This is a genomic window from Faunimonas sp. B44 (assembly GCF_052655945.1).
Genome location: NZ_JBQYEX010000019.1, coordinates 1 through 22,471 on the forward strand (window position 1 = coordinate 1; position 22,471 = coordinate 22,471).

20 protein-coding genes are annotated in these 22,471 nt (G+C 71.1%); 15 read left to right on the forward strand and 5 right to left on the reverse strand.

Annotated elements, in window-relative coordinates; genetic code table 11:
* Positions 1 to 217: 217 nt before the first annotated feature.
* Genes ACUN0C_RS18365 through ACUN0C_RS18375 form a run of 3 tightly spaced genes read left to right on the forward strand, consistent with a single transcriptional unit; the run spans position 218 to position 2,431 of the window.
* Positions 218 to 736: a prolyl-tRNA synthetase associated domain-containing protein gene (locus ACUN0C_RS18365; protein ID WP_445467858.1), complete on the forward strand. Its 519-nt coding sequence runs from the start codon at positions 218 to 220 to the stop codon at positions 734 to 736.
* Between the two features lie 51 nt (positions 737 to 787).
* Positions 788 to 1,717, forward strand: coding sequence for a thioredoxin (gene trxA, locus ACUN0C_RS18370; protein ID WP_445467859.1), 930 nt, complete (start codon positions 788 to 790; stop codon positions 1,715 to 1,717).
* Positions 1,718 to 1,756: 39 nt separating this feature from the next.
* Complete coding sequence (locus ACUN0C_RS18375; protein ID WP_445467860.1) at positions 1,757 to 2,431, forward strand: LON peptidase substrate-binding domain-containing protein; 675 nt, start codon at positions 1,757 to 1,759, stop codon at positions 2,429 to 2,431.
* A gap of 324 nt (positions 2,432 to 2,755) precedes the next feature.
* Here the strand turns inward: ACUN0C_RS18375 and gdhA are convergent, their stop codons facing one another.
* Both gdhA and ACUN0C_RS18385 read right to left on the reverse strand, forming a co-directional pair.
* Complete coding sequence (gdhA, locus tag ACUN0C_RS18380; RefSeq protein WP_445467892.1) at positions 2,756 to 4,102, reverse strand: NADP-specific glutamate dehydrogenase; 1,347 nt, start codon at positions 4,100 to 4,102, stop codon at positions 2,756 to 2,758.
* A gap of 375 nt (positions 4,103 to 4,477) precedes the next feature.
* Positions 4,478 to 5,083 carry an EF-hand domain-containing protein gene (locus ACUN0C_RS18385; RefSeq protein WP_445467861.1) on the reverse strand — a complete coding sequence of 202 codons (606 nt, stop codon included), beginning with the start codon at positions 5,081 to 5,083 and terminating at the stop codon, positions 4,478 to 4,480.
* A 189-nt stretch (positions 5,084 to 5,272) separates the two neighbouring features.
* Here ACUN0C_RS18385 and ACUN0C_RS18390 point away from each other — a divergent pair, with 189 nt between their 5' ends.
* Genes ACUN0C_RS18390 through ACUN0C_RS18405 form a run of 4 tightly spaced genes read left to right on the forward strand, consistent with a single transcriptional unit; the run spans position 5,273 to position 8,715 of the window.
* The gene (locus ACUN0C_RS18390; protein ID WP_445467862.1) at positions 5,273 to 6,001 is read left to right on the forward strand and encodes a response regulator; all 729 of its coding nucleotides are present in this window, start codon (positions 5,273 to 5,275) and stop codon (positions 5,999 to 6,001) included.
* Entirely contained in the window at positions 5,998 to 7,413 is a 1,416-nt protein-coding gene (locus tag ACUN0C_RS18395) for an ATP-binding protein (RefSeq protein WP_445467863.1), read from the forward strand. Before ACUN0C_RS18390 ends, ACUN0C_RS18395 begins: the two co-directional genes overlap by 4 nt.
* 37 nt (positions 7,414 to 7,450) lie before the next feature.
* Positions 7,451 to 7,927, forward strand: coding sequence for a tellurite resistance TerB family protein (locus ACUN0C_RS18400; RefSeq protein WP_445467864.1), 477 nt, complete (start codon positions 7,451 to 7,453; stop codon positions 7,925 to 7,927).
* 56 nt (positions 7,928 to 7,983) lie between these two features.
* Positions 7,984 to 8,715, forward strand: a complete 732-nt coding sequence (locus tag ACUN0C_RS18405; RefSeq protein WP_445467865.1) for a glutamine amidotransferase — start codon at positions 7,984 to 7,986, stop codon at positions 8,713 to 8,715.
* Positions 8,716 to 8,721: 6 nt separating this feature from the next.
* Here the strand turns inward: ACUN0C_RS18405 and ACUN0C_RS18410 are convergent, their stop codons facing one another.
* Both ACUN0C_RS18410 and ACUN0C_RS18415 read right to left on the reverse strand, forming a co-directional pair.
* The gene (locus ACUN0C_RS18410) at positions 8,722 to 9,486 is read right to left on the reverse strand and encodes a cobalt-precorrin-6A reductase (RefSeq protein WP_445467866.1); all 765 of its coding nucleotides are present in this window, start codon (positions 9,484 to 9,486) and stop codon (positions 8,722 to 8,724) included.
* Positions 9,479 to 10,597 carry a cobalt-precorrin-5B (C(1))-methyltransferase gene (locus ACUN0C_RS18415; RefSeq protein WP_445467867.1) on the reverse strand — a complete coding sequence of 373 codons (1,119 nt, stop codon included), beginning with the start codon at positions 10,595 to 10,597 and terminating at the stop codon, positions 9,479 to 9,481. The genes ACUN0C_RS18410 and ACUN0C_RS18415 overlap by 8 nt, the downstream gene beginning before the upstream one ends.
* 588 nt (positions 10,598 to 11,185) lie before the next feature.
* Here ACUN0C_RS18415 and cobA point away from each other — a divergent pair.
* The 3 genes from cobA to ACUN0C_RS18430 all read left to right on the forward strand — a co-directional run bounded on the left by cobA (position 11,186) and on the right by ACUN0C_RS18430 (position 13,707).
* Entirely contained in the window at positions 11,186 to 12,043 is an 858-nt protein-coding gene (gene cobA, locus ACUN0C_RS18420; RefSeq protein WP_445467868.1) for a uroporphyrinogen-III C-methyltransferase, read from the forward strand.
* Positions 12,040 to 13,353, forward strand: a complete 1,314-nt coding sequence (locus ACUN0C_RS18425; protein ID WP_445467869.1) for a cobyrinate a,c-diamide synthase — start codon at positions 12,040 to 12,042, stop codon at positions 13,351 to 13,353. The genes cobA and ACUN0C_RS18425 overlap by 4 nt, the downstream gene beginning before the upstream one ends.
* Positions 13,354 to 13,506: 153 nt before the next feature.
* Positions 13,507 to 13,707 (forward strand): Trm112 family protein, encoded by a 201-nt coding sequence (locus tag ACUN0C_RS18430; RefSeq protein ID WP_445467870.1) that lies wholly within the window; start codon positions 13,507 to 13,509, stop codon positions 13,705 to 13,707.
* A gap of 6 nt (positions 13,708 to 13,713) precedes the next feature.
* Here ACUN0C_RS18430 and ACUN0C_RS18435 read toward each other — a convergent pair whose 3' ends face one another.
* Entirely contained in the window at positions 13,714 to 14,961 is a 1,248-nt protein-coding gene (locus ACUN0C_RS18435) for a ubiquinone biosynthesis hydroxylase (protein WP_445467871.1), read from the reverse strand.
* A 104-nt stretch (positions 14,962 to 15,065) separates the two neighbouring features.
* Between ACUN0C_RS18435 and tesB the strand changes: the two genes are divergently transcribed.
* The 5 genes from tesB (at position 15,066) to ACUN0C_RS18460 (ending at position 22,445) form a co-directional block, all read left to right on the forward strand.
* Positions 15,066 to 15,935, forward strand: a complete 870-nt coding sequence (gene tesB / locus ACUN0C_RS18440) for an acyl-CoA thioesterase II (protein WP_445467872.1) — start codon at positions 15,066 to 15,068, stop codon at positions 15,933 to 15,935.
* Positions 15,936 to 16,118: 183 nt separating this feature from the next.
* On the forward strand, positions 16,119 to 16,457 hold the full coding sequence (locus ACUN0C_RS18445) for a P-II family nitrogen regulator (RefSeq protein ID WP_445467873.1): 339 nt from the start codon (positions 16,119 to 16,121) through the stop codon (positions 16,455 to 16,457).
* Between the two features lie 31 nt (positions 16,458 to 16,488).
* Positions 16,489 to 17,847, forward strand: a complete 1,359-nt coding sequence (amt, locus tag ACUN0C_RS18450; RefSeq protein WP_445467874.1) for an ammonium transporter — start codon at positions 16,489 to 16,491, stop codon at positions 17,845 to 17,847.
* Positions 17,848 to 18,370: 523 nt separating this feature from the next.
* Positions 18,371 to 19,702 carry an ammonium transporter gene (locus tag ACUN0C_RS18455; protein ID WP_445467875.1) on the forward strand — a complete coding sequence of 444 codons (1,332 nt, stop codon included), beginning with the start codon at positions 18,371 to 18,373 and terminating at the stop codon, positions 19,700 to 19,702.
* 154 nt (positions 19,703 to 19,856) lie between these two features.
* On the forward strand, positions 19,857 to 22,445 hold the full coding sequence (locus ACUN0C_RS18460; RefSeq protein ID WP_445467876.1) for a DNA translocase FtsK 4TM domain-containing protein: 2,589 nt from the start codon (positions 19,857 to 19,859) through the stop codon (positions 22,443 to 22,445).
* Positions 22,446 to 22,471: the final 26 nt, after the last annotated feature.

Sequence of the window (22,471 nt, forward strand, 5' to 3'; positions counted from 1 at the left end):
GTGCTCTACCCCTGAGCTACACCCGCGTCTGACGCGTGTCGCATCCAGCCGGGCGTATATGGCGCAAGGCCATTTCGATTGCAACAGGCTAATCGGGCTGCCTCGCCCTCGCTTTCGTCGCCCTGTCCGGGGCGCGGGTTCCCCCCGGCTCGGAGCGGGGCTGTTGTCGCCGCCGGCCCGTTCCGGTAAGCGGCGGGCGTGTGCCGGAACGGGAACCATGCCGAAGAGCCGCCGCGACCTCATGGACCTTCTCGACCGCCTCGCGATCGAAACGACGACGCACGAGCACCCGCCGCTCTTCACGGTCGAGGAATCGCAGCGCCTGCGCGGCGCGATCCCGGGCGGCCACACGAAGAACCTTTTCCTCAAGGACAAGAAGGACCGCCTCTATCTCGTCGTCGCCGAGGAGGATGCGCCGCTCGACCTGAAGTCGCTCCACCATTCGATCGGCAGTGGCCGCCTTTCCTTCGGCCGGCCGGAGCTCCTCATGGAGACGCTCGGCCTCGCTCCGGGCTCGGTGACGCCGTTCGGCGCGATCAACGACACGGACGGCCGCGTCGCGGTCGTCGTCGACGCGGCGCTCCTGTCGCACGACCCCGTCAACTTCCACCCGCTGGAGAACACCGCCACCACCAGCATCCGCCCGGCCGACCTCCTCGCCTTCCTGCGCGCCACCGGCCACGAGCCGGCGATCCTCGCCTTGCCGAGGATCGCGGCGGCGGAGGGGCTTTCATGAGAGCGGCCGGCTCGCCACATCTCTGCCGAAAGTGCTAAGGGAATTCACATCATGAGCGACAGCTTCATCCTCGGGGGCGGACGCCAGCAGCAGGCCTCGGCCGCCGGCGCCGACGACCTCGTGAAGGACACCACCACGCAGACCTTCCGGGCCGACGTCCTGGAGGCGTCGCGCAGCGTGCCGGTGCTCGTCGATTTCTGGGCGCCCTGGTGCGGACCCTGCCGTCAGCTCGGCCCGGTGATCGAGAAGGTCGTGCGCCAGGCCGGCGGGCGCGTGAAGCTCGTGAAGATGAACATCGACGAGCATCCGGAGATCGCCGGCCAGCTCGGCATCCAGTCGATCCCCGCCGTCATCGCGTTCAAGAACGGGCAGCCGCTCGACGGCTTCATGGGCGCCCTGCCGGAGAGCCAGATCCTCGCCTTCATCGAGCGCGTCGCCGGGCCGATCGGCCCGAGCCGTGCAGAGGAGGCGCTCGAGGCGGCGGAGGCGGCTTTCGCCGCAAAGGACTATCCCGGCGCGGCCGGCCTCTACGGCGCGGTCCTGCAGGACGATCCCGAGAACGGCAAGGCCGTTGCGGGTCTCGTGCGCTGCGAGCTCGCGCTCGGCGGGCTGGAGCAGGCCAAGGCCCTCCTCGGCAGCCTCGCGCCGGATCTGCAGAAGGATCCTGCCGTCGCCGGCGCACGCGCGGCGCTGGAGCTCGCCGAGCAGGCCGCCAGCCTCGGCAGCCCGGCCGAGCTCCGCAGCCGGCTCGAGCGCCACCCGCACGACCACCAGAGCCGCTTCGACCTCGCGCTCGCGCTCAACGCCGGCGGCGACCGCCTGGGCGCGGCCGAGCAGCTCCTCGACATCATCAGGCGCGACCGCGACTGGAACGAGGAAGCCGCCCGCAAGCAGCTCGTCCAGTTCTTCGAGGCGTGGGGGCCGAAGGATCCCGCGACGCTGAAAGGCCGACAGCGCTTGTCGTCCCTGCTTTTCGCCTAACTTCTCTTCTCAGGAGAAGCGCGCGCGAGGCGACCGGCCGTGACCGTCCAGGCGGGCAATCACCGTTACGAGGGACCGGCCGATCTTCCGGACACGATCCCGGTCTTTCCGCTTGCCGGGGCGCTGCTCCTGCCGAGCGGGCAGCTGCCGCTCAACGTCTTTGAGCCGCGCTATGTTGCAATGATCGACTGGGCGCTGAAGCGCGACCGGATCGTCGGCATGATCCAGCCCCGGCTCGACCAGGTCGCGCGGCAGGCGGAGCCCGACCTTTGCGCGATCGGCTGCGCCGGCCGCATCGTGCAGTTCTCGGAAACCGGCGACGGCCGCTACCTGGTCACGCTGTCCGGCATCAGCCGGTTCACGGTCCTCGAGGAGATCGAGGTGTCGACACCCTTCCGCCAGTGCCGGGTGAGCGCCGCGGGGTTCGCCGACATCGCCGAGCCGCGCCAGGGCGAGGCGGAGGTCGACCGCGAGTCCCTGCTCCGGACGTTCCGCTGCTACCTCGACGCACACGGGCTGGAGGCCGACTGGGAGAGCGTCAACAAGGCGTCGAACGCCAGCCTCGTGACGGCGCTCTCCATGATGAGCCCGTGGGGGCCGTCGGAGAAGCAGGCGCTGCTCGAGGCAGCCGACCATGCCCGGCGCGCCGAGACGCTGATCGCCATCACCGAGATCGCGCTGGCCGGCGGGGGCGCATCGTCGTCGCTGCAATAGGCGGGGACGCGCAAGACCGGCTTGGCGCCCGGATGGGTCTCGCCGTCACCGGCCTGCGAGGCCGCGCGGTTCGCCATGCGCGCCGGAGAGTGCGTCACGGCTCCTGTCGCGGCAGCTCGACGACTGGTTCACCGTGCATTTCGCCACCCACGACGCACGCCTCCACCATCGGCTGGGCGCGCACGACGAGCACGGCTGAGGCCGGTGTCCGGCGAGGACGCGGGCGGCGAGCTCCGCATCCTTGCACGATCGGGCGGACCTTGCCCGTGCGGCGGCGAGACCGCATCGGCGCCTGGGAGGGGCCGCTTGGGAGCGTCTCCGGCGTCAGGTCACGCCGAGCGCGCGCATCGCCTGCGCCACGCGCACGAAGCCGGCAATGTTCGCGCCGAGCACGTAATCGCCGGGCGCGCCGTACTCCTCGGCCGTCTCGGCGCAGCTGTCGTGGATGTTGCGCATGATCGCGGCGAGACGCTCCTCGGTCTGTTCGAAGGTCCAGCTGTCGCGCGACGCGTTCTGCTGCATCTCGAGAGCGGAGGTTGCCACGCCGCCGGCATTCGCCGCCTTGCCCGGAGCGAACAGCACGCCGGCCTCTTGGAAGATTCGCACCGCATCCGGGGTCGACGGCATGTTGGCGCCCTCGCCGACGGCGAGCACGCCGTTGCGGACGAGCTTGCGGGCATCCTTTCCCGTCAGCTCGTTCTGGGTGGCCGACGGCATGGCGATCTGGCAGGGCACGTCCCAGATCGAGCCGTTCTCGATGTAGTGCGTCCCGGTGCGCTTCAGCCGCGCATATTCCGAGATCCGTTCGCGCCGGACCTCCTTGATCTCCTTCACCAGGTCGAGGTCGATGCCGTTCTCGTCGACGACGTAGCCGGTCGAATCGGAGCACGCGGCGACCGAGCCGCCGAACGCGCGGATCTTCTCCATCGTGTAGATCGCCACGTTGCCCGCGCCCGAGACGACGGCGGTCTTGCCGGCGAAATCGGTTCCCCTGGTCGCCAGCATCCTCTCGACGAAATAGACGGCGCCGTAGCCCGTCGCCTCGCGCCGCGCCCGCGACCCTCCATAAGCGAGGCCCTTCCCGGTCAGCACGCCGGCCTCGTATCGGTTCGTGAGGCGCTTGTACTGACCGAACATGTAGCCGATCTCCCGGCCGCCGACGCCGATGTCGCCGGCGGGGACATCCGTGTGCTCGCCGAGATGCCGGTGCAGCTCCGTCATGAAGGATTGGCAGAAGCGCATGATCTCGGCGTCGCTCCGCCCGCGCGGGTTGAAGTCGGAGCCGCCCTTGCCGCCGCCGATCGGAAGACCCGTCAGGGCGTTCTTGAAGGTCTGCTCGAAGCCGAGGAACTTGATGATCCCGAGATTGACCGATGGGTGGAAGCGGATGCCGCCCTTGTAGGGCCCGAGCGCCGAGTTGAACTGGACCCGGAACCCGCGGTTGATCTGGACCTGCCCGCTGTCGTCCACCCAGGGCACGCGGAAGATGATCTGGCGCTCCGGCTCGCAGATGCGTTCGATAAGGGCGTCCTCGGCATAGTCGGGATGCTTCGCCACGACGCGCCCGAGGCTCTCCAGGACCTCCCGGACCGCCTGGTGGAATTCCGCCTCGCCGGCGTTCCGGCGCAGCACTTCGGCAAGGATCGGTTCAAGCTTCTCGTCGATCTGGATCAAGATGTGTCGTCTCGCTGCTGGAGCGGTTTCTCCGCCCGCGGATGAAGGTGTGCCTCGATCCGGCTCGCGGGGACTGCGGGCGATCCGGAGGACGGATCGCCTTGTCATGTTCGCCGGCATGGAAGCTGCAGAGGTTTCTGCAACATTCGGCCCGATCTCGCCACAACCCCTTGTCATGGCAGCGATGTCGACGGTGGGGGGACGTGCGGTGCGAGAAGCGCGACTCCCGCGCGGCCGTCCGAGGGCCCTTATGCGGGGTTCGGGGAGCAGCGCGGGAGGTGCAGGCTCTTGCCGGCGCGGACCGGCGGCTCGCCGTCCGGTCAGATCGTGAGAAAAGGCCGGGACCGCGCGAGGCGGTCCCGGCAACTCGCATCAGCCGTTGTTCGGCTGGGCCCCGCCCTGCGGAGCCGGCAGCGGCTGCGGCGCCTGCTGGCGCTGCGGGCCGCGACCGTCCCGGGGACCGGACCGGCGCATGTCGGAGCGATCGATCGCACCGTCGTCGTTGCGGTCGAGCCGCTCGACCATGCGGTCGAAGCGCGCGTTGAACTCCTCGGCCGTCACCTTGCCGTCGCCGTCCCGGTCGTGGGCCTGGAAGGCGCGCACCATGCGCTCGCGCATCGCGTCGAGCCAGAGCGCCTGGTACTCCTCGAGCGAGAGCGCGCCGTCCTTGTCGGCGTCGAAGCGGGCGAGGCGGTCGCCGCGCACGGCGTCGATCTCGTCCTGCGTGATCCGGCCGTCGCCGTCGGCATCGAACTGCTCGAACATGCCGCGCATGGCGAAGCGTTCGCCGCCCGGTCCCTGACCGCGCTGGAAGCCGTGCTTCCGGTCCGGACCGTGGCCGCGCATGCCCTGATGGTCGCCCTTCCGCCAGCCCTGGCCGCCCTGGCCGTAGCTGTCGGCGAAGCTCGGCGCGGCGATGGCCAGGCTCGCACCTGCTGCGAGGAGAAGAGCAAGCAGGGTCTTTGTCGGGGTCTTCATGGGGGAACCTCTTTCTCGTTGTTGGACGGGATCGATATAGGCTCCGCCCGTCGCGGGAGTTTGTCGGCAAACCGGCTCTTTGTCCCGGGCTGTCGCAGGTCGGCGGGCTGTTACATCCGGATACAATTTTCCGTCGCCCGACCCCTCCGGACCTGCATATTTGGCCGGAAGCGAGACTTGCGAAACCCGATGGAATCCTCTCCGCACATCCTGGTCGTCGACGATGCGGCCGACATCCGCGAGCCTCTCGCAAGGTATCTCGCGAAGAACGGCTTCCGCGTCTCGACCGCCTCCGGCGGCCAGGACATGCGGCGGGTCCTGAAGACCAGCGCCATCGACCTCGTCGTACTCGACATCATGATGCCCGGCGAGGACGGGCTCTCGCTCTGCCGGATGCTGAGGGAGACGACCGGCATTCCGGTGATCCTGCTCACCGCGCTCACCGAGGACACCGACCGCGTCATCGGGCTGGAGATCGGCGCCGACGATTACGTAACGAAGCCGTTCAACCCGCGCGAACTGCTCGCCCGCATCCGGGCCGTGCTCCGCCGGGTGCAGTCGGTGCCGAAGACGGCCGAGACGATCGGCAGTGGCAGCCGCCTGACGTTCGATCGATGGGTGCTCGACGCCGCGCGCCGCGAACTCACCGGACCAGACGGCGTTGCGGTCCCGCTCAGCACGGCCGAGTTCCGCCTCCTCACTGTGTTCCTGCAGCGGCCGGGCATCGTCCTCTCCCGCGAGCAGCTCCTCGACCTGACGCGGGGGCGCTCGATGGAGCCGTTCGACCGCTCCATCGACAACCAGGTGAGCCGGCTGCGCAAGAAGATCGAGGCCGATCCGAAGAACCCGAGCCTCATCAAGACGGTCTGGGCCGGCGGCTATGTCTTCGCCGCCGAGCCGCATGAGGCCGACGCATGAGGGTCCTGCCGAAGAGCCTCGGCGCGCAGCTGGTTGCGCTCCTCTTTGCGGCGCTCGTCGCCTCGCAGGCGCTCACGCTGTGGGTCCTGTCCGATGAGCGCTCGGAGGCGCTGTGGCAGGCGAACCGAACCGGGCTGCTCGAGCGCACGGCTTCGGCGCTCCGGATGCTTGAGCTCGCACCGCCCGAAATGCGCGCGCCGCTCGCAGAGGCGGCCGGGTCCCGGCGGATCCGCTTCTGGGTGAGCGACGAAAGCGCCGTCGCCGCAGCGACGCGGCAATCGGGGCCGCTCGCCATGCAGTTCGACCGCATGCTGGGTTCGCGCCTCCGCGCTCCGCCCCGGCTCGCCTTCCTGGAGCGGGATGAGGAGGCCGGTCCGCTGCGCGCGGTGCCGCTGCCGCACGAGCGCGGCGAGCGCCGGGAGTGGCGGCGGCGCATCGCGGACGAGCGGCTCGACCTCGTCGTTTCGGTTCCGCTGCGCGATGCCGGCTGGCTCAACGCCCAGACCCGCATGCGGGGCGAGCCGATCGGCCTGCCCTGGCCCTCGATCGTTTCGACCGCGGCAATGGCGCTCGCCATCCTGCTGATCGTCGCCTTCATGGCGCGTCGCGTGACGCGGCCGCTCGGGGCGCTGGCCGCGAGCGCCGATGCGTTCGGCCGCGGGGCGCCGGTGAGCCGGATCTCGGAAACTGGCCCCGACGAGGTGCGCCGCCTGACGGCAGCCTTCAACGGCATGCAGGACCGTCTCCACCGGTTCATCGCCGATCGGACGCGCATGCTCGCCGCGATCGGGCACGACCTGCGGACCCCCATCACGTCGCTCCGGCTGCGCGCCGAGCTGGTCGACGACGATGAGACGCGCGAAAAGATGCTCGCGACGCTCGGTGAAATGCAGGCGATGACGGAGGCGGCACTCGACTTCGCGCGTCAGGACGCCCGGCCGGAGGAGATGCGCCGGGTCGATCTCGCCGCCCTCGTTTCGAGCGTCGCCGACGATCTCGCCGAGGTCGGCATGGACGTGGCGGTCGCCGAGGCAGGGCGGCTGCCTTATGCCTGCCGCCCGAACGCGCTCCGCCGCGCGATCCGCAACCTGATCCAGAACGCGGTGCAGTACGGGACGCGGGCGCGGGTGAGCCTCACCGATACGCCGACCGGCCCCATCATCGCCGTCGAGGATGACGGCCCGGGCATCCCGGACGGGCGCCTTGCCGACGTCTTCGAGCCGTTCGTCCGGCTGGAGGCTTCGCGCAGCCGCGAGACCGGAGGCGTGGGCCTGGGCCTTGCCATTGCGCGGTCCCTCGTGCGCAGTCATGGCGGCGACATCATTCTCGCGAACCGGCCGGAGGGCGGGCTGCGGGCCGAGATCCGCTTGCCCCGGTTGCTCCCGGAGCACGCCGCCGCGGCTGGCGGTTGAGGCCGCCCCACCCTAGATCGTGGCGAGGAGGTATTTCATGCTCGACGCGATCCGCGACTTTGTCCGGAAGGTCGGCCTCGCCCGTCCCGACCATCATTTCGATGACGACGACGCGCGGCTCGCGGTCGCGGCGCTGCTGCTCCACGCCGCCGACGTCGACGGCGGCATGTCGGCGGCGGAGCGCGGGACGGTGCGCGATCTCCTCCGGCGGCAGTATCACCTTTCGGCGGAAGACCTCGACCGGCTGATCGCCGATGCGACCCGCGCGGAAGAGGAAGCGGTCGACCTCTATTCCTTCACGAGCGTGCTGAAGCGCCAGCTCGGCGACACCGATCGGGTGGCCGTCGTCCGGTTGCTCTGGGAGATCGTCTATGCCGACGGCGAAGCGCAGGAGTTCGAGGAGAACCTCGTCTGGCGCGTCGCCGAGCTGCTCGCTGTGCCCCGGGAGCAACGGCTCTCGGCCAAAGCACTCGTGGCAGAGAGCATCACCCCTCCCAACGACGCCGAAGCATGATATTTAGGCTCGCCTGAATGTTCGGCACTTTCGATTCGCGTCCAGTCGCTCAGCGCATGTCGATCCCGTCCGCCCGCGAGAAGATCCTCGTCGTTCTCCACCAGGAGCATTCCAGCCCGGGGAAGCTCGGGCAGATGCTCCTCGCCAAGGGCTTCGATCTCGACGTCAGGAGGCCCCGTTTCGGCGATCCGTTGCCCGAGACGATGGCCGGCCATGCCGGCGCCATCATCTTCGGCGGGCCGATGAGCGCGAACGACCCGGACGCGTACATCCGCCGCGAGACCGACTGGATCGGCGTTCCGCTCGCGGAAGGCGCACCGTTTCTCGGCATCTGCCTCGGCGCGCAGATGATGGCGAAGCATCTCGGCGGGACCGTCACGAGCCATTGCGACGGCTGCTGCGAGATCGGGTTCTACCGGCTCCAGGCGACGGCGGCGGGGCGCGCCCTCTGCGACTGGCCGGCCATGGTCTACCAGTGGCACCGGGAGGGCTTCACGCTGCCCGCCGGATGCGAGCTCCTGGCGCGGGGGGAAGTGTTCGAGAACCAGGCCTATCGCTGCGGCCCGGCCTTCGGGCTGCAGTTCCACAGCGAGCTCACCTACGCCATGGCCTGCCGCTGGACCGTGCGGGGTGCCGAACGCTTCGCGCTGCCGATGGCGCAGCCGCGCCGCGAGCACATGGCCGGGTGGTTCCGCTACGACCCGGCCGTCCGGGCGTGGCTTGGGAACTTCCTGGACGTGTGGCTGGCGCAGGACTGCCGGGATCGCGAGCGCCGCCGGGCAGCTTGACCGGGGTCAGACGCGCCCGATCTCCTCCCTCGCCCTGAACAGGGTACGCTCCAGCCAGACGATGCACTCGTCCACCGTCCCGGCGCTGTCGCCGGGCGGGACCGGCGGGCGTTCGATGAGGATCACGGGCAGGCCCAAGCGGCGCGCCGCCTCGATCTTCGCGCCCGCCCTGCCGCCGGAGTCCTTGGAGACGAGGTGGTCGATGCGGTGGGTCTGGAGGAGCTCCATTTCGGTCTCGGGGTCGGCGGCGGGGCGGCCGAGGACGAGCTCTCCCGGCGGCAGGACCTCGCCCGGGGCCGGCGGCTCGATCATGCGGAGAAGGCACCAGATGTCCTTCCGGGCGGCGAACGGCGCGAGCTCGCGCCGGCCGGCGGCGAGGAACACGCGCGCGCCGGAGGGAATCGCCGCGCTCGCCTCCTCCATCGAGGCGACGGGGACAAAGCGGATGTCCTCCTTCCGCTCGAAGGGCGGGCGGACGAGCTTCAACCGGGGAATACCGGCCGCTTCCGCGGCTTCCGCCGCGTGGTGGGCGATCTGCGCGGCGAACGGGTGTGTGGCGTCGACGAGCGCGCCGTAGCCCTCCTCCTTGAGGAGCGCGGCAAGCCCGTGCGGGCCGCCGAAGCCGCCCTGCCGGACCTGTCCCGCCGGCCGGTTCGGCAGCCGCGTGAGGCCGGCGAGCGAGGTCACCGTCTCCAGCCGGTCGTCGCCGGCGAGCCGCGCGGCGAGCTCCGCCGCCTCGGCCGTGCCGCCGAGAATGAGCACTCTAGCCATGTCCCGTCTCCGCCAGTGGCGCCCCCGCCCGGTCCACGACGAGCACGTTGACGAGGATCGGCGCGTCGCGCAACACTGAACGCGCGCTCGCCCGCGCCCGTTCCGCCACGGCTGAGGCGAGCGGCACGCCTTCGGCCGAGGCGAGCGAAAGCGCCTCCGCCGCCGTGTTCGCGGCCATGATCCGGCCGGCCAGCGCAGCGCTTCCGCCGGCCTCCCGCGAAAGCTCGGCCAGGAAGGCGCGGTCGATCTCGGAGCGGGAGGAGTGGAGGTCGAGGGCGCCGTGGGCGAGCTTGGCGAGCTTGGCGAAGCCGCCGGCGATGGTGAGCCGCGGCACCGGATGCGTGCGGAGATATTTCAGCATGCCCCCGGCGAAGTCGCCCATGTCGAGGAGCGCGATGTCGGGGAGAGCGTAGCGCAGCTTCGCGGCCGCCTCGGAAGCGTTGCCGGTCGCGCCGGCGACGTGATCGAGCCCGGCGGCGCGCGCGACGTCGATGCCGCGGTGGATGGCGTGGATCCAGGCCGCGCAGGAATAGGGGACAACCACGCCGGTCGTCCCCAGGATGGAAAGGCCGCCCAGGATGCCGAGGCGGGGGTTCCAGGTGCGCTCGGCAAGCGCTGCGCCGCCGGTCACGGCGACGGTGACGTCGATGTCGCCCGCGGACTCGCCGTCGACGCCGCACAAGGCGGAGACCTCGGCGAGGGCGGCGGCGATCATCCGGCGCGGCACCGGGTTGATGGCGGGCTCGCCCGGCGGGACGGGAAGGCCCGGCCGGGTGACGGTGCCGACCCCCTCGCCGGCGCGGAAGACGAGGCCGGAACCGCGCGGCCCGCGGCGGACTCTCACGACGATCTCGGCGCCGTGCGTCACGTCCGGGTCGTCGCCGGCATCCTTCACGATCGCGGCCATCGCGAAGTCGGCCCCGAGCCGCTCGCGGGCGAGCGCGAAGGCGGGCGTCTCGCCGCGCGGCAGCCGGATCGTCACCGGGTCGGGGAACGCGCCGGTCAGGAGCGCCTGCCAGGCGGCCTTCGCCGCCGCGGTGGCGCAGGCGCCGGTCGTCCAGCCGCGGCGGAGCGGCCGGTCGGGCTCGGGCACGGGCGCTCCCCTCGGCATGGCCGAGCTATAGCGGGCCGCGCGCGCCGCGCCAAAGCGCCATTTCCGCCGCGATACGCCCCGGCATCGCCGCCGCCCCCCTTCCGCAACGCGCCGCCGCGGCCCGGAGCGGCTCTCTGCGTCGCCTCATCCACTGTCGTCATCGCCGGACTTGATCCGGCGATCCCAGGGGCGCGGGCCGTGGGGCTGTGCTGGATGCCCGGGTCAAGCCCGGGCATGACGACAGAGGGAGGGGCGGGGCCTGCGGCGACCGACGCGGTCGAAGGCCGGGCATGACGAGAGAGAGGGGGGCGGGCTCGGGGCAGGACGGCGGAGAGTGGGGCGGGGCGACGGGAGCGGGTCTCTGCGTGGCCTCCCCCACTGTCGTCATCGCCGGACTTGATCCGGCGATCCACAGGGCGCGGGTGCCGTGCGGCGGGGCTGTACTGGATGCCCGGGTCAAGCCCGGGCATGACGACAGAGAGGGTGGCGGGGGCGGCGGCGTCCGGCGCTGTTGAAGCCCGGCATGAGACGGCAGAGGGGGGGCGGGCGGCGCTGGATGCGGCCAAGCGCCTTTTCGGAGGCGGCGGAACGGGGCTAGAAGGGGCCATGCAGTCCGTGCCGCATCCGCTCTTCGCCGACCTGCCGCGCTTCGAGCCGGGTTGGGTCTGGCTCGTCGGGGCGGGGCCGGGCGACCCGGGGCTGCTCACGCTCCACGCGGCCAACGCGCTGATGCAGGCCGACGCGGTGGTCTACGACGCGCTGGTGGACGAGGCGATCCTCGCTCATGCAAGCGACGGCGCGGAGCGCATCTATGCGGGAAAACGCGGCGGCAAGCCGTCGCCGAGCCAGCGTGACATCTCGCTCCGGCTCGTCGAGCTCGCCCGCGCGGGCCGGCGCGTCTGCCGGCTGAAGGGCGGCGACCCGTTCGTCTTCGGGCGCGGCGGCGAGGAGGCGCTGACGCTGGTGGAAGCCGGTATCCCGTTCCGCATCGTGCCGGGCATCTCGGCCGGCATCGGCGGGCTCGCTTATGCCGGCATCCCGGTGACGCACCGGGCGGTGAACCATGCCGTCACGTTCCTGACCGGCCACGACCAGACGGGGCTCGCGCCCGCCTCGATCGACTGGGAGGGCGTGGCGCGCGGCTCGCCCGTCATCGTCATGTACATGGCGGTGAAGCACCTCGCGCTGATTTCCGGGAAGCTGATGGACGCGGGCCGCGCGGCCGGGGAGCCGGTCGCGATCGTCTGCGACGCCACCACGGCGCGGCAGAAGGTGCTGGAGACGACGCTCGGCCGCGCCGCCGAAGATCTCGCGGAAAGCGGCCTCGCGCCGCCGGCGCTGGTGGTGGTCGGGCAGGTGGTGCGGCTCCGCGCAGCGCTCGACTGGCTGGGTGCCGCGGCCGGGCGGAGGCTCATCGCCGACCCGCTCGGCGAGCGGGGGTTGCCGGAGGCGGGCGCCTCGTGAGCGCGCCCGCGCGCGGCCTCGTCGTCGCCGCCGCCTCCAGCCATTCCGGCAAGACGGTCCTGACGATAGGCCTCGTCGCGGCGCTGCGGCGGCAGGGCCTGCGCGTCGCCGCCGCGAAAGGCGGGCCGGACTACATCGACCCGCGCTTCCTGGAGGCGGCGTCGGGGCGGGCGGCCTTCAACCTCGATCCCTGGGCGATGGCGCCGGAACGGGTCGCGGCGCTCGCGGCCGATGCCGCGGCCGACGCCGACCTCCTCGTCGTCGAAGGCGTGATGGGCCTCTATGACGGCGGCGAAGGCGGGGCGGGGTCGACCGCCGCGCTCGCCCGCCTGCTCGGCCTGCCGGTGGTGCTGGTCGTCGGCGCCGACGGGCTCGCGCAATCGGCCGCGGCGATCGCGGAGGGTTTTTCACGCCTCGCCGAGGGGTTCCCGGTGGCCGGCGCGATCGTGAACCGCGTCGCCTCGGAGCGGCACGCGGCGCTCATCCGCGAAGGTTTCGCACGCAGCTCGGTGCCGCTCCTCGGGCTCGTGCGGCGCGACGCGGCGCTGGCGCTGAAATCCCGCCATCTCGGGCTCGTCCAGGCCGGCGAGCACGCGGCGCTCTCCGCCCTCGTCGGCCGCGCCGCGGATGCGGTCGCGGAGGGGTGCGACCTCGAGGCGATCGCGGCTGCGGCCGCTGCCCTTCCCGCAGCCGGCGCGGCCGCTCCGGGACTGGCGCCGCCGGGGCAGCGCATAGCGGTCGCCGCCGACCTCGCCTTCGCCTTCGCCTACCCGCATCTCCTCGCGAGCTGGCGCGCCGCGGGCGCCGAGATCCTGCCCTTCTCGCCGCTCGCCGACGAGCCGCCCGCGGCGGAATGCGATGCAATCTTCCTGCCGGGCGGCTACCCTGAGCTCCATGCCGGGCGGCTTGCGGCGGCGGGGCAGTTCCGCGCCGGCATGCGGGCGGCGGCGGCACAGGGCGCGCTCGTCTACGGCGAGTGCGGCGGCTACATGGCGCTCGGCGAGGCGCTGGTCGACGCCGAGGGCGCGACGCACGCCATGCTCGGCCTCCTGCCGCTCGTCACGAGCTTTTCCGCGCGCAGGCTCCATCTCGGCTACCGCCGTGCCGAGGCGCCGGGCGGCCTGCCCTGGAGGGGGCCGCTTTCCGCGCACGAGTTCCACTATGCGAGCGTCGTCTCGGAAGGCGCGGCCGATGCGCTCTTCCAGGTGACGGGCGCCGACGGCGGAGCGCCGGCGCCGGCCGGGCTCCGCCGCGGCCGGGTCATGGGGTCGTTCGTGCATGTGATCGACGCAATGGCGGGAGAAGGATGAGGCCCGGGAACCAGCCGGCTTGGCGCCTGTCGCGCGGGGGAACGTGGCGGTGACGGCGTTCACCGCCGGGTCGATCGCAACCGGCGACCTTCCGCCGCGACTCGCCGCGGAGCCCTGTGCTAGCGTGCCGCCCGACAGCGAACGGAGATGCGCATGGCGGAGGAAGCGCGGCAGGAGCCGCGGCAGGTCGATCCGAGGCTGCTCGAGATCCTGGTCTGCCCGATCACGAAGACGACGCTCGAATACGACCGGGCGCGGCAGGAGCTGGTGAGCCGGGCGGCAAGGCTCGCCTTCCCGATCCGCGACGGCATCCCGATCCTGCTCGAGGAGGAGGCCCGGCCTCTCGACGGCTGAGCCGGCTCAGATCGGCTCGCCGGAAAGGAGCTTCGGCAGTTCGCCGCCGAGCCCCGCGGCCTCGCCGATGAACAGGCGCTTGAGCGGCGGCAGGCGGTCGACGATGCCGAGGCCGATGTCGCGGACGGCGCGCAGCGGGCCGAAATCGTTCGAGAAGAGCCGGTTCAGCACGTCGGTCGTGACGCCCATCTGGAAGGTGTCGTAGCGGCGCCAGCGCTCGTAGCGCTGCAGCACGTCGAGCGCGCCGATGTCGAGCCCGAGGCGGGCGGCGTCGACGACGGTCTCGGCGAGCGCGGCGACGTCGCGGAAGCCGAGATTGAGCCCCTGGCCGGCGATCGGGTGGATGCCGTGGGCGGCGTCGCCGAGGAGCGCGAAGCGCGGGCGCACGAAATCGCGGGCGAGAATGAGGCCGAGCGGGTAGCCCTGGCGGCGGCCTTCGAGCTCGATCTTCCCGAGCTTGTGTCCGAAGCGGCGCTCGAGCTCGACCTCGAAGACGAACTCGTCGCCCTTGAGGAGCCTTTCGCCGTCCTCCTTCCGCTCGGTCCAGACCAGCGACGAGCGGTTGCCGGAGAGCGGCAGGATGGCGAACGGACCGGAGGGCAGGAAGTGCTCGACCGCGACGCCGTGATGCGGGCGCTCGTGCGCGACGGTGCAGACGATGGCGATCTGCGGGTAGGACCATTCCACCGTCCTGATGCCGGCCTGCGCGCGCAGCCGCGAGCGCACGCCGTCGGCGGCGACGAGCAGGCGGGCGGTGCGCTGCTCGCCGGTGGAGAAATGCACGCGGACGTCGCCGTCGCCGGTTTCGAAGCGCTCGACGCCGGCGCCGAAGGTGGCGCGCACGCCGGCCGATTCGGCCTCGCTGCGGAGCGCCTCCAGCAGCACCGCGTTCGGCACCATGTGGGCGAAGGGCTCGCCGTCCCGGGTCGTGCCGTCGAAAGTCAGGAAGACCGGGCGCACCGCGTCGGAGGTGCGGCTGTCGGTCACCTCCATGGAGAGGATCGGCTGGGCGGAGCCGGCGACGTCGTGCCAGACATCGAGCTGCTCCAGCATGCGCCGGGCGGCGGCGGCGATGGCGGAGGCGCGCTCGTCGGCGCTCGCCGCGCCGGACGGGCGGGCGTCGACCACCTCGACGGCGAGATCGGGCAGGAAGCGCTTCAGCGCGAGCGCGAGGCAGAGGCCGGCGGAGCCGCCGCCCGCGACGACGACGCCCGGCTCCGCGCCGGCCCGGTGCTTCCTGCTCGCTGCCTTCATTCCCGCATCCCCGTCGCTTCACCCGGGCGGCTCGCTTGACACCGGCGGGTACTCTGCCGACGGTGCCGAGCGCACCGCGACCCGCCCAAACCGCCGGAAGGCCCATGCCGAACGCCGTACAGAGCCTTCTCGACATCCTCGACCTCGAACCGCTCGAACACAACCTCTACCGTGGCCGCAGCCCGCAATCGGGCTGGCAGCGGGTGTTCGGCGGGCAGGTGATCGGGCAGGCGCTGGTCGCGGCGACGCGCACCGTCGACGCCGACCGGCGGGTGCATTCGCTGCATGCCTATTTCATGCGGCCGGGCGACCCGACGGTGCCGATCGTCTACGAGGTCGACCGCATCCGCGACGGCAAGAGCTTCGCGACGCGCCGCGTGGTGGCGATCCAGCACGGCCATGCGATCTATTCCATGTCGGCCTCGTTCCAGGTCCGCGAGGAGGGGCTCGACCACCAGCTCGCCATGCCCGACGTGCCGCACCCGGACCGGCTGATGTCGGAAGAGCAGATGAAGGCGATGGTGATGGCGAGCGCGCCGAAGCCGATCCGCGCCTACTGGGAGCGCGAGCGGCCGATCGAGTTCCGCCCGGTCAGCCTGAAGCATTACGTCAGCCGGGAGCAGCTCGACGCCGTGCAGCGCGTCTGGTTCCGCGCCACCGGGCCGCTGCCGGACGATCCGGCGATCCATGCCTGCGTGCTCGCCTACGCCTCGGACATGACGCTGCTCGACACCTCGCTCTTCGCGCATGGCCGCTCCGTGTTCGACCGCGACATGCAGGTCGCAAGCCTCGACCACGCGATGTGGTTCCACCGGCCGTTCCGGGCCGACGAATGGCTGCTCTACGACCAGGACAGCCCGAACGCGTCCGGCGCCCGCGGCTTCACGCGCGGCTCCATCTTCGCCGCCGACGGCAGGCTCGTCGCCTCGGTTGCGCAGGAGGGGCTGGTCCGGCTGCGCCCGGCGACTGCCTAAAGTTTCAGCGTACGCCCATTGCTGCCTGAAGCTTAGGCGCACGCTCGGCTGCTTCGCCCGGCGGCGCCGCCTTTCCGCCGCAAAAGCCGAAGCTGGCACGTTTTTTGGACAGTCGTTCGCAAGCGGGCCCGTCGCCCGCGTTCAGCGCGGCGTGAGCGCCGCCACACAGGAGCGAGCGACCGCATGAAACTCATCATTGCGATCATCAAGCCGTTCAAGCTCGACGAGGTGCGCGATGCGCTCATGGGCCTCGGCGTACAGGGCCTGACGGTGACCGAAGTGCGCGGCTACGGCCGCCAGAAGGGGCATACCGAGATCTATCGCGGCGCCGAATACGCCGTGAGCTTCATCCCGAAGGTCAAGATCGAGGTGGCCGTCGCGGCGACAGAGGCCGACAAGGTCCTCGACGCCATCGTCGCCACGGCTAAGACCGGCCAGATCGGCGATGGCAAGATCTTCGTCGTCCCCATCGAAAGCGCCGTCCGGATCCGGACGGGCGAGATCGACGCCGATGCGCTGTGAGCGGCGCCCCACGAATTCCGGAGCACATGACATGAAACTCGAAACTCTCGCCCGCTGGGCGCTCCCGGCGCTCGCGATCGCCGCGCTCCTCGCCGAGCCGTCGCTTGCGCAGGAGATGGCGCAGGAGGCGGCGCCGGCCGTCGAGGCGCCCGCCGCGGAGGCGGCCGCCGACCCCTACCCGTTCATCCTCAACACGCTGCTCTTCCTGATCGGCGGCTTCCTGGTGATGTGGATGGCGGCCGGCTTCGCCATGCTGGAGGCCGGCATGGTGCGGTCCAAGAACGTCTCCATGCAGTGCCTGAAGAACATCAGCCTCTATTCGATCGCCGGCCTGCTCTACTGGGTGGTCGGCTACAACCTGATGTACGAGGGCGTCGACGGCGGCTTCATCGGGACCTTCGGGCCGAAGGTCTTCCCCGACCCGGCGACCGAGACGGGCGACTATTCGGCCGCGTCGGACTGGTTCTTCCAGATGGTGTTCTGCGCGACCGCCGCCTCGATCGTTTCCGGCACGGTCGCCGAGCGCATCAAGCTGTGGCCGTTCCTCGCCTTCGTCGTCGTCCTGACCGGCTTCATCTACCCGATCGCGGGCTCCTGGAAATGGGGCGCCGGCTGGCTCGACGAGATGGGCTTCGCCGATTTCGCCGGCTCCACGCTGGTCCACTCGGTCGGCGGATGGGCGGCGCTGACGGGCGCGATCATCATCGGCGCCCGCAAGGGCAAGTTCGGCCCCGGCGGCCAGGTCATGCCGCTGCCCGGCTCGTCCATGCCGCTCGCGACGCTCGGCACCTTCATCCTCTGGCTCGGCTGGTTCGGGTTCAACGGCGCCTCGCAGCTGGCGATGGGCACGATCTCCGATGCCGCCTCGGTCGCGACCATCTTCGCCAACACCAACCTCGCCGCGGCGGCGGGCGTGGTCGCCGCGCTCGTCCTCACCCAGCTGATGTACGGCAAGGTCGACCTGACGATGGCGCTCAACGGCGCGCTGGCGGGCCTCGTCTCGATCACCGCCGAACCGCTCACGCCGAGCCCGGCCTGGGCGATCATCATCGGCGCGGTCGGCGGCGTCATCGTGGTCTTCGTCGTGCCGCTCCTCGACAAGCTCCGGATCGACGACGTCGTCGGCGCCATCCCCGTCCATCTCGTCGCCGGCATCTGGGGCACGCTCGCCGTGCCGCTCACCAACGCAGAGGCGAGCTTCGGGACGCAGATCGTCGGCATCGCCGCCTACGGCGCCTTCACGGTGGCGGTGAGCGCGGTGATCTGGCTTGCGCTGAAGGCCACCGTCGGGCTCCGCCCCTCGGAGGAGACCGAGCTCCTCGGCCTCGACCGCGCCGAGGTCGGCGTGGAAGCCTACCCGGAGTTCGGCGCCGGCACCGTCCGCGCCTGATCCAAGCACGGCAGACGCAAGCAGCGGGCCGCCCCTCGGGGCGGCCCGTTTCTGCGCCTGGGAACCGGCTTCCAAACGAATGCCTACAGATTAGGCGCCCAATCTGCACACATCCTGTGCTGCGCACAATTCTTGTCCACAACGTCGGCCCATCGGGTGCCCGCGGCTGAAATAGTGTCGATAAATCAGAGATCTATCACATTGGCACGGCGCTTGATTGTGAGTTGCTGCTCCTGGTGCCCGGGAATGGTTCCGGGCGGGCGGAGCAAGGGCGTCGGGGATGCGGCCGGGATTTGCGAACAGCGACGGATCTGATGGCGAGGCTGCCGGGTCCGCCCGCGGCATCACGGGCAGGGCCGCAGCCGCGGCGCTGCGAGCCCTCGGTCGCGGCCGCCCGAGCGCACCGTGCGCATGGCCCCGCGCTTGCCAACGCCAGCCGAGCCGTCCGCCAAGCCGCGCCCCGGCGGAGGCGGCACCCGCTCCGCCCCGGACGATCCCAGCTCAATGCGAGGAACAACAGCGAATGAAGAAAACGATCCCGACCGCGCTTGCGCTGGTCGCGGCGAGCGCCGTGTCGGCCCTCGCCCAGGGTGCGCCGGAGGCGGCGGCGGAAATCGCCGCGGCCGCGCCGAACCCCGGCAACACGGCCTGGATGATGATCGCGACGGTGCTCGTCCTGCTCATGATCCTGCCCGGCCTCGCCCTCTTCTACGGCGGGCTGGTGAGGGCGAAGAACATGCTGTCCGTGCTCATGCAGGTCATGATGGTGGCAGCCGTCATGATGATCGTGTGGGTCTGTTACGGCTACACGATGGCATTCGGGGACGGGGGCAACGCCTTCATCTCCGGCTTCGGCAAGCTGTTCCTCGCCGGTGTGACGCCCGACTCGGCGGCTGCGACCTTCAGCGACGAGGTCATCCCCGAATACGTCTTCATCTGCTTCCAGATGACGTTCGCGGCCATCACGCCGGCCCTGATCGTCGGCGCCTTCGCCGAGCGGGTCCGCTTCGGGGCCGTGATCATCTTCAGCGTGATCTGGGCCACGCTCGTCTATTTCCCGATCGCGCACATGGTGTGGGCCGGCAACGGCCTCATCTTCAACTGGGGCGCGCTCGACTTCGCCGGCGGCACCGTCGTCCACATCAATGCCGGCGTCGCCGCGCTCGTCGGCTGCGTGATGGTCGGCAAGCGCGAGGGGCTCGGCCGCGACATGATGGCCCCGCATTCCATGACGCTGACGATGGTCGGCGCCTCGCTCCTCTGGGTCGGCTGGTTCGGCTTCAACGCGGGCTCCAACCTCGAGGCGAACGGCGGCGCCGCGCTTGCCATGATCAACACCTTCACCGCGACCGCCGGCGCGATCGTCGCCTGGGCGCTGATCGAGAGCTTCACCCGCGGCAAGTCCTCCATGCTGGGCGCGGCTTCCGGCCTGGTCGCGGGCCTCGTCGCGGTGACGCCGGCCTGCGGCACGATCGGCCCGGTCGGCGCGATCGTGCTCGGCTTCGCGGCGAGCGCGGCCTGCTACTTCTTCGTGGCGGTGGTGAAGCCGGCGGCGGGCTACGACGACAGCCTCGACGTCTTCGGCATCCACGGCATCGGCGGCATCGTCGGCGCGCTCGCGACCGGCATCCTGACCGCGCCGGGCCTCGGCGGCACCGGCGCGGAGGATTTCAGCATCGCCGCGCAGGTCTGGACGCAATTCCTCGCCGTCGCCGTCACCATCGTCTGGTGCGCCGTCGGAAGCGCGATCGCCTTCAAGATCGCCGACCTCCTCGTCGGCCTCAGGGCGACGACCGAGGCGGAGCGCACCGGGCTCGACCTCTCCTATCACGGCGAGGCCGCCTACCACAGCTGAGTGCCTGCTCGCGCCCTCCCGGCGAGCGGACCGCGATCGGCCCGGCGGATCACCGCCGGGCCGATTCATTTCGGCGCCGAGGCGCCGTGGTTAATGGCTGCTTTACTGGTCCCCCCTAGGGTCGGTCGGAGCGGCGAGCCGACCGCGAGCGAGTATGCGTCAGACCGACATGACCTACGGGACCCTAGCCGATTTCCAAGGCGGCCAGAGCCGCCTCCGCGAACTCATCCTGCGCAACGCGCTCGCGCTGGCAGGCCTCGTCCTGCTCGGGGCGGGCATCGCCATGGTGGTGAGCCTGGCGAGCTGGCATGCCGACGATCCGAGCCTCAGCTATGCGGCAGACGCGCCCGTCCGGAACCTGCTCGGCAGCCCCGGGGCGGTCTTCGCCGACCTCGCCATGCAGCTCTTCGGGCTCGCGATCATGGGCTTCATCCTGCCGCTCTTCGCCCTCGGCTGGAACCTGTTGCGCCGACGCCTGCCGCGGAGCGCACGGCGCCAGGGCGCCTACTGGATCGGCGGGATCACCCTCCTCGCCGTCGCGCTCGCCTGCATTCCGGTGCCGGTCGGATGGCCGTTGCCGGTCGGGCTCGGCGGCGCGGCCGGCGACCTCATCCTGCGCATCCCCGAAGCGTTCTCCGACGGCCCGATGCGTGGCGGCCTGCGCGCTGCGATTGCGATCGTCGCGGCGATCGTCGCCGTGCCCCTGCTCCTCGCCGCCGGGCTGAGGAGCGAGCCGCTCTCGGAACGCTTCATGCGCCAGCCGAAGCGCCCGGCGCCGGCGAAGGTGCGCACGGCCAAGCCGGCCGCGGCCGCAATCGAGGAGGACGACGCGGACGATGACAGCCGCCTCAGGCTGATCGCCGGCATCCTCGCCCATTGGGGCCTGTCCGCACGGGCCGCGATGGCCCGCCGCCTCGGCCAGCGGCGGAGGGCCGCACAGACCGGCCCGGCGCGGATCGAGCCCCGCTCCGAAGCCGGCGGCCGCCGCGAACCGGCGCTGTCCGCTTTCCGCGCCGCCCCCGCCGAGCCCGCGGCCGAGACGTTCGACGACACGTATGAATCCGACATGGACGGCGGGATCGAGGCGTTCGATCCGAACGAGGACCGCGACGACGGCATCGTCGCGGCCCCGCCCGCCCGCCGGCAGGCGCCGGCGCGTGTGCCGCCCCCGGCACCGCCCGTGGCGGCGGCGCCGCGCAGCGCTCCCCGCATGGTCCAGCCGAAGGCGGCCGGCGGGATCGAGCTGCCGCCGCTCGACCTCCTCACCCCGCCCGACACGAGGCAGCGCACGCTCGTCGACCATGCCGCGCTCGAGCAGGACGCGCATCTGCTGGAAGGCGTGCTCGAGGATTTCGGGGTGCGCGGGGAGATCATCAACGTCCGGCCCGGGCCGGTCGTGACGCTCTACGAACTGGAACCGGCGCCGGGCATAAAATCGTCGCGCGTGATCGGGCTCGCCGACGACATCGCCCGCTCCATGAGCGCGATCGCCGCACGCGTGGCGGTCGTCCCGGGGCGGAACGTGATCGGCATCGAGCTGCCGAACGCGACGCGCGAGACCGTCTATCTCCGCGAGCTCCTCGCCGCCAAGGATTTCGAGGGCTCGAAGGCGAAGCTCGCGCTCGCGCTCGGCAAGACGATCGGCGGCGAGGCGGTGATCGCCGACCTCGCCCGCATGCCGCATCTTCTGGTGGCCGGCACGACCGGCTCGGGCAAGTCGGTCTCGATCAACACGATGATCCTGTCGCTGGTGTACCGCATGACGCCGGAGCAGTGCCGGCTCATCATGATCGACCCGAAGATGCTGGAGCTCTCGGTCTATGACGGCATCCCGCACCTCCTGACGCCGGTCGTGACCGACCCGAAGAAGGCGGTAGTCGCGCTGAAATGGACGGTCCGCGAGATGGAGGACCGCTACCGCAAGATGTCGAAGCTCGGGGTGCGCAACATCGACGGCTTCAACCAGCGCGTCTCGCTCGCGCTGAAGAAGGGCGAGGTGATCACCCGCACGATCCAGACCGGCTTCGACCAGGAGACGGGCGAGCCGCTCTTCGAGACCGAGGAGCTCGACCTCGAGCCGATGCCCTACATCGTGGTCGTCATCGACGAGATGGCCGACCTGATGATGGTGGCCGGCAAGGAGATCGAGGGCGCCGTTCAGCGGCTCGCGCAGATGGCCCGCGCCGCCGGCATCCACGTCATCATGGCGACGCAGCGGCCCTCCGTCGACGTCATCACCGGCACGATCAAGGCGAACTTCCCGACCCGCATCTCCTTCCAGGTCACCTCCAAGATCGACAGCCGCACCATCCTCGGCGAGCAGGGCGCGGAACAGCTGCTCGGCCAGGGCGACATGCTCTACATGGCCGGCGGCGGCCGGATCCAGCGCGTCCACGGGCCGTTCGTCTCCGACGAGGAGGTCGAGGACATCGTCGCGCACCTGAAGAGCCAGGGCGCGCCGGACTATCTCGACGCCGTCACCGACGAGGACGAGGCGGCCGAGGGATCGATGGAATCCTTCACCAGCGGGCTGGAGGATTCCGGCGACCTCTACGACAAGGCGGTCGCGGTGGTGCTGCGCGACCGCAAGGCGTCCACCAGCTACATCCAGCGGCGGCTCTCGATCGGCTACAACCGGGCGGCGTCGCTGGTCGAGCGGATGGAGAAGGAGGGCCTGGTCGGGCCGGCCAACCACGCCGGCAAGCGCGAGATCCTGGTCGGCGAGGACGGGGCCGCGGCTTAACGGGCTGCCCTTGTTTGTCCCCAATC